9 protein-coding genes and 1 pseudogene are annotated in these 8,163 nt (G+C 67.0%); 8 read left to right on the forward strand and 2 right to left on the reverse strand.

All coding sequences use genetic code 11. The features are described from left to right. Window positions 1–51: 51 nt before the first annotated feature. Both F3H26_RS14550 and F3H26_RS14555 read right to left on the reverse strand, forming a co-directional pair. The gene (locus F3H26_RS14550; protein ID WP_149776741.1) at window positions 52–1,449 is read right to left on the reverse strand and encodes an ATP-binding protein; all 1,398 of its coding nucleotides are present in this window, start codon (window positions 1,447–1,449) and stop codon (window positions 52–54) included. Next, window positions 1,446–2,171, reverse strand: a complete 726-nt coding sequence (locus F3H26_RS14555; RefSeq protein WP_149776742.1) for a response regulator — start codon at window positions 2,169–2,171, stop codon at window positions 1,446–1,448. Before F3H26_RS14555 ends, F3H26_RS14550 begins: the two co-directional genes overlap by 4 nt. A gap of 173 nt (window positions 2,172–2,344) precedes the next feature. Between F3H26_RS14555 and F3H26_RS14560 the strand changes: the two genes are divergently transcribed. The 8 genes and pseudogenes from F3H26_RS14560 to F3H26_RS14595 form a co-directional block, all read left to right on the forward strand. Continuing rightward, window positions 2,345–2,986: an EF-hand domain-containing protein gene (locus F3H26_RS14560; RefSeq protein ID WP_223162521.1), complete on the forward strand. Its 642-nt coding sequence runs from the start codon at window positions 2,345–2,347 to the stop codon at window positions 2,984–2,986. Window positions 2,987–3,172: 186 nt separating this feature from the next. Further along, on the forward strand, window positions 3,173–3,559 hold the full coding sequence (locus tag F3H26_RS14565) for a DUF302 domain-containing protein (RefSeq protein ID WP_149776743.1): 387 nt from the start codon (window positions 3,173–3,175) through the stop codon (window positions 3,557–3,559). A 16-nt stretch (window positions 3,560–3,575) separates the two neighbouring features. Beyond that, complete coding sequence (locus F3H26_RS14570) at window positions 3,576–4,328, forward strand: TVP38/TMEM64 family protein (protein ID WP_223162522.1); 753 nt, start codon at window positions 3,576–3,578, stop codon at window positions 4,326–4,328. After that, window positions 4,325–4,693 carry a hypothetical protein gene (locus F3H26_RS14575; protein ID WP_149776744.1) on the forward strand — a complete coding sequence of 123 codons (369 nt, stop codon included), beginning with the start codon at window positions 4,325–4,327 and terminating at the stop codon, window positions 4,691–4,693. The genes F3H26_RS14570 and F3H26_RS14575 overlap by 4 nt, the downstream gene beginning before the upstream one ends. Window positions 4,694–4,774: 81 nt before the next feature. Beyond that, a complete protein-coding gene (locus F3H26_RS14580; RefSeq protein ID WP_085869364.1) occupies window positions 4,775–5,155 on the forward strand; it encodes a hypothetical protein in 381 nt (126 codons plus the stop codon). 132 nt (window positions 5,156–5,287) lie between these two features. Continuing rightward, window positions 5,288–6,346, forward strand: a complete 1,059-nt coding sequence (locus F3H26_RS14585) for a YncE family protein (RefSeq protein WP_149776745.1) — start codon at window positions 5,288–5,290, stop codon at window positions 6,344–6,346. A 33-nt stretch (window positions 6,347–6,379) separates the two neighbouring features. Then, window positions 6,380–7,765: an MBL fold metallo-hydrolase RNA specificity domain-containing protein gene (locus F3H26_RS14590; RefSeq protein WP_149776746.1), complete on the forward strand. Its 1,386-nt coding sequence runs from the start codon at window positions 6,380–6,382 to the stop codon at window positions 7,763–7,765. Next, window positions 7,762–8,163 (forward strand): annotated as a pseudogene (locus F3H26_RS14595) (thymidine phosphorylase); the annotation flags it as partial. The gene F3H26_RS14590 and the pseudogene F3H26_RS14595, both read left to right, overlap by 4 nt.

Below are 8,163 nucleotides of genomic sequence, written 5' to 3' on the forward strand. Positions count from 1 at the left end.
CACTGGAAGGTCAAGCGGGAAAATATCGCATCGCGGGCAGGGGGGCAGGCGTCAGCCGTCGGTTGGTGTCGCCGGGAGGGTGATCGTGGCGCACAGCCCGCCTTCGCTGGCGTTTTCCAGCACGATGTCGCCGCCATGCGACTGGATGACCGTGCGGGCGATCGACAGGCCCAGCCCGGTGCCGCCGGTCTCGCGCGAGCGCGAGGTTTCCAGCCGCACGAAGGGGTCGAACACCGCGTCCAGCATGTCCTCGGGGATGCCGGGGCCGTGGTCGCGCACCCGGATCACCGCATCCGATCCGGCGCGGGTGACCGTCACCTCGGCCCGCGCGCCATAGCGGCAGGCGTTCTCGATCACGTTGCGCAGGGCGCGCTTCAGCAGCATCGGCCGGACGGTTACAAGCGGGTTGTCCCGGACCGTCACCGTGATGCTGTTGCCGGCGCGGGCCAGGTCGTCGGCAATCTCGGCGGTGAAATCCCCCAGTGGAACCTCGACCGAGGGTTCCCGCGTGGCCACGCCCTTGGCGAAGGAGAGGGTCGAGTCGACCATCTCCTGCATCTCTTCGATGGTTTCGATCAGGTGTTCGCGGGTCTCGTCATCCTCGACCAGCTCGGCGCGCACCCGCAACCCGGTCAGCGGCGAGCGCAGGTCATGCCCCAGCGCCCCCAACAGGCGGGTGCGGTCGGCCACATAGCGGGTCAGGCGGTCGCGCATGCGGTTGAAGGCCTCGGTCAGGTCGCGCACCTCGGTCGGACCGGTGGCGGCAAGCTCTTCGACCTCTTCGCCGCGGCCGAACCGGTCGGCGGCGCGTGACAGGCGGCGCAGCGGTCGGGTCAGGCCCGTCAGCAGGAACCAGACGACCGCCACCAGGATCAGCGCGGCGGTCAGGCCGAAACTGACGAAGGACAGCCAGGGCCATTGCAGCGGCGGATTGTGGAACCGCGTATCGACGTTCAGCCACTGGCCCGTGTTCAGTGCGATCGACAGCTGCATTTCCACGGCCGAGATCTGGTCGCGCATCATCGCCCTGTGCATCTCGGCCATCGTCCGGGGGATGCCCTCGAGCGGCAGCATGTCGGGCGAGAACTCGTGCAGCTCGACCCGGATCTGGCGATCCTCGCGGTCGGGCAGCATGCCGCGGATCGTGCCCTCGACCATGCCGCCGGCATGGTGGCCGGTGTGATCGACGCTTGGCGCGTCCGTCAGGCTGAACCGCACCAGCGGCGAACTGGCCGCGCGCAGGATCGAGTCGTGCAGCTCGGGCGGAGCCTCTTCGATCAGCCGCGCGATATTGGCGGCGCGCCCGGCGGTTTCCAGCCCCAGCGCCATGTGCACGGCCATCGCGCGTTCATCGACGAACAACCACAGGCTGACCAGCTGCGCCGCGGCCAGTGCCGCGATGATCAGCAGGATCAGCTGGCCCCGCAGGCTGGTGACGAAGGCCTTCATCCGGCCAGCTCGCGCACGTCGGCCGACAGGCAATAGCCGCCGCCCCGGACGGTGGTGATGAGTTTGGGCCGGGTCGGGTCAGCCTCGATCTTGCGGCGCAGGCGGCTGACCTGGTTGTCGATGGTGCGGTCGAACAGGTGCGGGCTGCGCCCGGCGGTGAGGTCCAGCAGCTCGTCGCGCGACAGCACCACGCGGGGCCGCCGCAGAAAGGCCGTCAGCAGCCGGAAATCGGCGGTCGTCAGGGTCTCGACCGTGCCGTCGGCCGAGGTCAGCTGACGGGTGTCGGCATCCAGCACCCAGTCTCCGAAGGCGACCCGCTTGCCGGCCAGGTCGCCCGGCGTCGCCTCGGTGGTGTCGGTGCGCCGCAGGATGGCCTTGATCCGCGCCAGCAACTCGCGCGGGTTGAACGGCTTGGGCAGGTAGTCGTCGGCGCCGATCTCGAGCCCGACGATGCGGTCGGTCTCTTCGCCCAGGGCGGTCAGCATCAGGATCGGAGGCCCGCCCGCGGCAGACAGGCGGCGGCAGACCGACAGCCCGTCCTCGCCCGGCATCATGATGTCCAGGACGATCAGGTCGAACCGCCCGGCGGCCAGCTTGGCATCCATCTCGACGGCGTCGCGGGCGGCGGTTGCGCGCAGGCCGTTCTTTTCCAGGTAGCGGCTCACCGCGTCGCGGATCTCGCGGTGGTCATCGACGACAAGGATGTGCGGAATCTCGGTCATGATGCGATCATAAGACTGCCCGCCGGGCAATTCCCGGCTTTTTTGTAACGCTTTGTATCAGGCGGGCGGTTTGCGACAAACCGATACAAAACGGCCGGGGCAGGGGGGTGGTGGTGCGGGTTCCGGCGGCCATATGCTTGGTATCGAAACGAAACAACCGCGAGGTAAAAGTCATGAAACGCAAGTTTGCTCTGGTCGCAGGGGTTCTGGCCGCAACCGCATTGGCCTTGCCGGCATTGGCCGCAGGCCAGCATGGCAATGCAGGCCAGCAGGGCATGATGCAGGGCCAGCAGGGCGGCATGATGCAGGGCCAGCAGGGCGGCATGATGCAGGGCCAGCAGGGTGGCATGATGCAGGGCCAACCGGGTGGCATGATGCCCGGCATGATGGGCGGCGACATGATGGGCGACCACGCCGGCATGATGCGGATGATGATGAAGATGCACGGCCAGGGTATGATGGGCGGCATGCATGGCCACGGCATGAAGGGCGGTAACTGGCTTGCCGTTCTGGATGCCGACGAGGATGGCCGCCTGAGCCAGGCCGAGATCACCGAAGGCCTCAAGGCCCGGATGCAGGCCCATGACGCGGACGGCGACGGCAACCTGTCGATCGAAGAATTCGAGGCGCTGCATTCCAGCATGATCCGCGAAACCATGGTGGACCGGTTCCAGCATTTCGACGCCGATGGTGACGGCGCCGTGACGCCCGGCGAGATCGAGAAGGGCGCCAAGCAGATGGCACGCAAGCATGGCATGAAACCCGCCAAGCCGGCGCCCGCCGACGACGCGGCCGAGGAGCAGGCTGACAACTGATGCAGGCCGTGGGGCCGGGCCGGTCGGCCCGGTTCCGCCGCCCGCCACAAGGAGGATTGCAAAATGATGGGTTATGGTGCCGGAATGGGGTTCGGATATGTCTGGATGTTCCTGATCGGGCTGCTGGTCGTCCTGGCGATCATCGCGCTGATCAAATACATCGCCAAGTAAGCGGGAGGCAGAGACATGGGCTATACCCTGACCCGCGTGATCGAAAACTCCGACGTCGACAGCCTGGACCCGCGCGTGCGTGAGGCGTTGTCCGACAAGGGGTTCGGCGTGCTGACCGAGATCGATGTCAGCGCGACGATGAAAAAGAAGATCGGTGCCGAGATGGAGCCCTATCGCATTCTGGGCGCCTGCAACCCGCACATGGCCTATCAGGCGATCGGGATCGAGCCACGCGTGGGCGCCATGCTGCCCTGCAACGTGATCCTGCGGCAGATCGGCCCTGACGTCGAGGTCAGCGCGATCGACCCGGTCGCCTCGATGCAGGCGATCGACAATGCCGAGCTCAAGGTCGTGGCCGGGCAGGTGCGCGACATGCTGCGCGAAGTGATCGAGGCGATCTGACACCAAAGGAGGGCGCGTGCTGAAGACTTGGCCGAACCGGATGCGGACCGTCCTGATGCTGGTCGTGATGGTTGCCCTGACCGTGGCGGCATGGCTGTGGTTTTCCGGGGCCGCCCCGGTTGCCCTGACGCGCGAAACCGTCGCCGATTGGGTGGCACGGGCGGGGCTGTTCGGACCGCTTCTGGTGATCGGACTGATGATGGTCGCGGTCGTCGCCAGCCCGATCCCCAGCGCCCCCATCGCCGTTGCGGCCGGGGCAGCCTATGGGCATGGGCTGGGCACCGTTCTGGTGGCCATCGGGGCGGAACTCGGGGCGCTGATCGCGTTCCTGATCGCGCGCTGGCTGGGGCATGACGCCCTGCGCAAGTGGTTTGGAGAAAGACTGGACATGGGATTGCTGGGCTCGCAGAACGTGTTGATGGTGACGGTGTTCACCAGCCGTCTGATGCCGTTCGTGTCCTTCGACATGATCAGCTATGCCGCCGGGCTGACCCGCCTGCACCTGTGGCGTTTCGCGGTGGCGACCCTGGCGGGAATCCTGCCGGCCAGCTTTGTCCTTGCCCATCTGGGCGGCGAGATTGCCGGGGCCGAGGCCCGCGGCGCCGGGCTGGCCGTGATCGGCCTGGGTCTGCTGACCGGGGCGCCGCTGCTGTGGCTTGCGTGGAAGCGTGGCGGGAAAGAAAGTCCGCAGCTCAAGGACTTGAGCCAGATCAACGCGGAAAGGGAAAACGGCTCTAAACTGCCGCGTCAGAAAGGAAACCGGAAGTGACACGCGCAGCATGGATATCCGCAGCGGTGACAGCGGCCCGGGCCGCCGGTCGGCTGCGGGCCTTGCTGATTTGCGCGCTGGTGGTGTCGATGCTGGTCGCGGCCTTCCCCTCACATGCCGGGCATGAGATCGCCCATCCCGATACCCATGCCGAGTTGACGGCGTATAGCCCGGACCAGTCCGATGGCGTCGATCCAGGCGCGGATTTCGACTGTTCGGTGCACCCGGGGTGCCATGCGGTGGTTCTCGGCGATGCAGCCGAAGTGCCGGTGATGCATGTTTCTTCGGCCGTTTCCCCTGAACGGCGCGACCCGCTTGCCGGGATCCTGGTTCCCCCGCTGCCACATCCACCGAATCTTTCCTGAATTTGGCCGGCGGCGGCCCCGGACCATTCCGGGCCGCCCGATTGCCGCAATTCGCGGCGTCGCAAGTTCAGGAATGTTCCGATGTTCACCTATCTCTACTTCATCCTTGCCGCAGTTCTGCTGCTGGTGGTTCTGCGCCTGACCTGCGGCCCCTGCGTGATGGGGCACCCGGTTAACCCGGTGCAGGACGCCCCCGCGCATCCCCGCCTGCCGGTGGTCGTGCTGGGCTGGGCGCTGAGCCTGTTCCTGACCATCACCTATGTGCTGTGCGTGGGCTTTGACCTGATCTTTCCCGATTACGCCATGAACGGGGTCTGGATCGGCCTGATGCCGGGTATGACCTGGCTCAGCGTGCCGTCCTTCCTGCTCGGGCTGGTCTGGGCCTTCCTCTATGGCTGGTATGGCGCCCTGCTGTTCGGAGGGCTGTTCAACGCCATCGCCGCCCGCACCTATCCCAACTGACCGAAAGGAGACGGCCATGAAGGCCATCGCTCTTACCCTGCTTCTGACACCCTTCATGATGATCCTCATCTACCGGATCTTTCTTCACGTGCCCGCCAAGGCGCCCGTTCCGACCGACGAAAGGAAAAGCAAATGACCCTGTCCAGACTGGCGGCAACCCTGTCCATTGCGGCCTTGTCCGCGCCGTCGCTGGCGCTGGCCGCGACCGTGTTCATTCCCGAAGGCAGCGCCAACTCGATCCTGATGGTCGATCCCGAGACCGGCGCAACCCTTGGCCGGCTGCCGGGGCTCGAGGCGATCCACGGGCTGGCCGGCGCACCCGGCGCGAAATACCTGGTCGCCGGCAGCTTTACCGAGATCGACCGGGCAGAGGCCGCATCCCCGGCAAAGCCCGAAGGCATGTCCCAGGATGACCACGAGGCCCACCATGCCAAGCGTGACACGTCGGCGATGCCTGCCGAGAAGGGGCTGAGCCTGGTCACCGTCCTGGATGCCGAAACCCGCCAGGTGGTGCAGCGGATCGAGGTGCCCGGCGCGGTGCATCACACCGCCGTGTCCCCTGACGGCCGCTTTGCGGTGGCGACCCATCCATCAGGCGACGGGATCTCGATCATCGACCTTGAAACGCTCGGCTTCCGCGGCTTCGTGCCGACCGGGCCGATGCCCAACTATGCCGTGTTCGCGCCCGACGGGGGCAAGGTCTATGTCACCAACACGGGCAACGGTACGCTCAGCGAGGTGGATGTCGGCAAGGGCTATGTGACCCGCAACATGCCGGTCGGCGAAGGCCCCGAGCATCTTGTGTTGAACGCCACCGGCAGCGCCGCCTTCGTGGCGGACAGCGACGGCGGCAAGGCCTACCGCGTGGATCTGGCCAGCGGCGCCGTCACCGACACCTACGACATCGGCGGCGAGTTGCACGGGCTTGGCCTGTCGGACCGCGAGGGTGTTCTCTTCGTCGCCGCCAAGGGCACGGACCGTTTGATCTCGATCGACCTTGCCACCGGCCAACAGCGCGAGGCCAGTCTGTCGCCCGCGCCCTATCACCTGACGACCATCCCGGAATCCGGCAAGCTGATGGTGTCGAGCCGGGCGGAACCCAAGGTCTGGATCGTCGATCAGACCAGCCTGACAGCCTCGGGCGAGATCGCGATCCAGGGCGAAGGACACCAGATGGTCGTGCTGCCCTGACAGGGTGCGCCGCACCGGAGAAAGGAGAAGTCCATGAGCAAGTTCAAAGCGCCGACCCTGCGGTTCATGGGCGCCACCGGCACCGTCACCGGCTCGCGCTACCTCGTCGAGGCCGCGGGCCGCCGGATCCTCGTCGATTGCGGTTTGTTCCAGGGCTACAAGCAGTTGCGCCAGCGCAACCGCAGGCCTTTCCCGGTGCGGCCCCGCAGCATCGACACGGTGCTGCTGACGCACGCGCATCTGGATCACTCGGGCTATATCCCGGCGCTGGTGCGCGCTGGGTTCGCGGGCCGCGTAATCTGTACCGCGTCGACCGAGGAACTGGCCGGGCTGATCCTGCCCGACAGCGGCCACCTGCAGGAGGAAGAGGCCAAATACGCGCGGCGCAAGAAATATTCGAAACACGCGCGCCCGACGCCGCTGTATACGTTCAACGAGGCGAAGGCGGCGCTGTCCCGGTTCGATGCGGTTCCCTTTTCCAAACCGGTCGATCTGGGCGACGGGATCACCGCCGAGTTCATCCCGGCCGGGCACCTGCTGGGGGCGGCGCAGATCCGGCTGAACATCGCCGGGACCGTGCTGCATTTCAGCGGCGATCTGGGCCGGGACACCGACCCGCTGATGCGGCCCCCGGTGCCGTTCGGCGGGGCGGATGTGCTGGTGTGTGAATCCACCTACGGCAACCGGCTGCACGAGGCGGCGAAGGCCGAGGACGAGCTGGCCCCGGTGATCCGGCGCGTGGCCGAGCGCGGCGGCACGATCCTGATCCCGGCCTTTGCCGTGGGGCGCGCGCAGGGGCTGATGTATCACATCGCCCGGCTGCGCAAACGGGGCGAGATCCCCGACATTCCGGTCTATCTCAACAGCCCGATGGCGACGGACGCGACCGACATCTACCACCGCCACCACGAAGAGCACCACGTCTCGTGGGAAGACTGCAAGGCCATGTTCGAGATCGCCCATCGGGTGCGCGGTGTGGAAGAGTCCAAGGCGCTGAACACCAACCCGTATCCCAAGATCATCGTCTCGGCCAGCGGGATGCTGACGGGCGGGCGCATCCTGCACCATGTCGCCAGCTATGGCGGCGACCGGCGCAACGCGATCCTGCTGTCGGGGTTCCAGGCCGGCGGCACCCGTGGCGCGGCGCTGGCGGCGGGGGCCGATCACCTGCGCATCTTCGGCAAGGATTTCCCGATCGAGGCCGAGGTGATCCAGCTGGGCTCGTTCTCGGGCCATGCCGACGCGAACGAGCTGATGCGCTGGCTGGGCGCGGCGCCGCAGCCACCGCGCATGACCTACATCACCCATGGCGAACCCGACGCCTCGGACGCGCTGCGGTTCCGCATCGAACACGAGCTGGGCTGGAACGCGCGGGTTCCCGAACATCTTGAGACGATTCAACTGGAGCGCCCGCGATGACCGTCGAAGACCACAGCCTGCGTCTGTTGCCGGCCGGGATCGACACCTACAGCCACCCGGTCGTCTACATGCACGAAGACTGCCATGTCTGCCGCTCGGAAGGGTTCCGCGCCCTGGCCCGGGTCCGCATCGACTGCGGCGACAGGTGGGTCATCGCCTCGCTCAACGTAGTGACCGACGGCGATTGGCTGCCCGTTGACGCGGCGGCGCTGTCCGACACCGCTTGGGCCGCGCTGCAACCAGGCGACGGCGCGCGGGGCGTGTTCTCGCACCCCGAACCGCCGGCGGCGGCCTCGGTCATCCGCGCCAAGGTCTATGGCGAGCGGCTGGGGCAGGCGCAGTTCGACACCATCATGCGGGATGCGCTGGCCCAGCGGCTGTCGGATCTGGACCTTGCC

The organism is Ruegeria intermedia (assembly GCF_900129345.1).
Lineage (GTDB): Bacteria > Pseudomonadota > Alphaproteobacteria > Rhodobacterales > Rhodobacteraceae > Ruegeria > Ruegeria intermedia.

Excerpts from the sequence above, each read along its gene's own strand:
- F3H26_RS14550 (WP_149776741.1), bottom strand. The coding sequence starts at position 1,449 with ATGAAGGCCTTCGTCACCAGCCTGCGGGGCCAGCTGATCCTGCTGATC.
- F3H26_RS14555 (WP_149776742.1), bottom strand. The coding sequence starts at position 2,171 with ATGACCGAGATTCCGCACATCCTTGTCGTCGATGACCACCGCGAGATC.
- F3H26_RS14560 (WP_223162521.1), top strand. The coding sequence starts at position 2,345 with ATGAAACGCAAGTTTGCTCTGGTCGCAGGGGTTCTGGCCGCAACCGCA.
- F3H26_RS14565 (WP_149776743.1), top strand. The coding sequence starts at position 3,173 with ATGGGCTATACCCTGACCCGCGTGATCGAAAACTCCGACGTCGACAGC.
- F3H26_RS14580 (WP_085869364.1), top strand. The coding sequence starts at position 4,775 with ATGTTCACCTATCTCTACTTCATCCTTGCCGCAGTTCTGCTGCTGGTG.
- F3H26_RS14585 (WP_149776745.1), top strand. The coding sequence starts at position 5,288 with ATGACCCTGTCCAGACTGGCGGCAACCCTGTCCATTGCGGCCTTGTCC.
- F3H26_RS14590 (WP_149776746.1), top strand. The coding sequence starts at position 6,380 with ATGAGCAAGTTCAAAGCGCCGACCCTGCGGTTCATGGGCGCCACCGGC.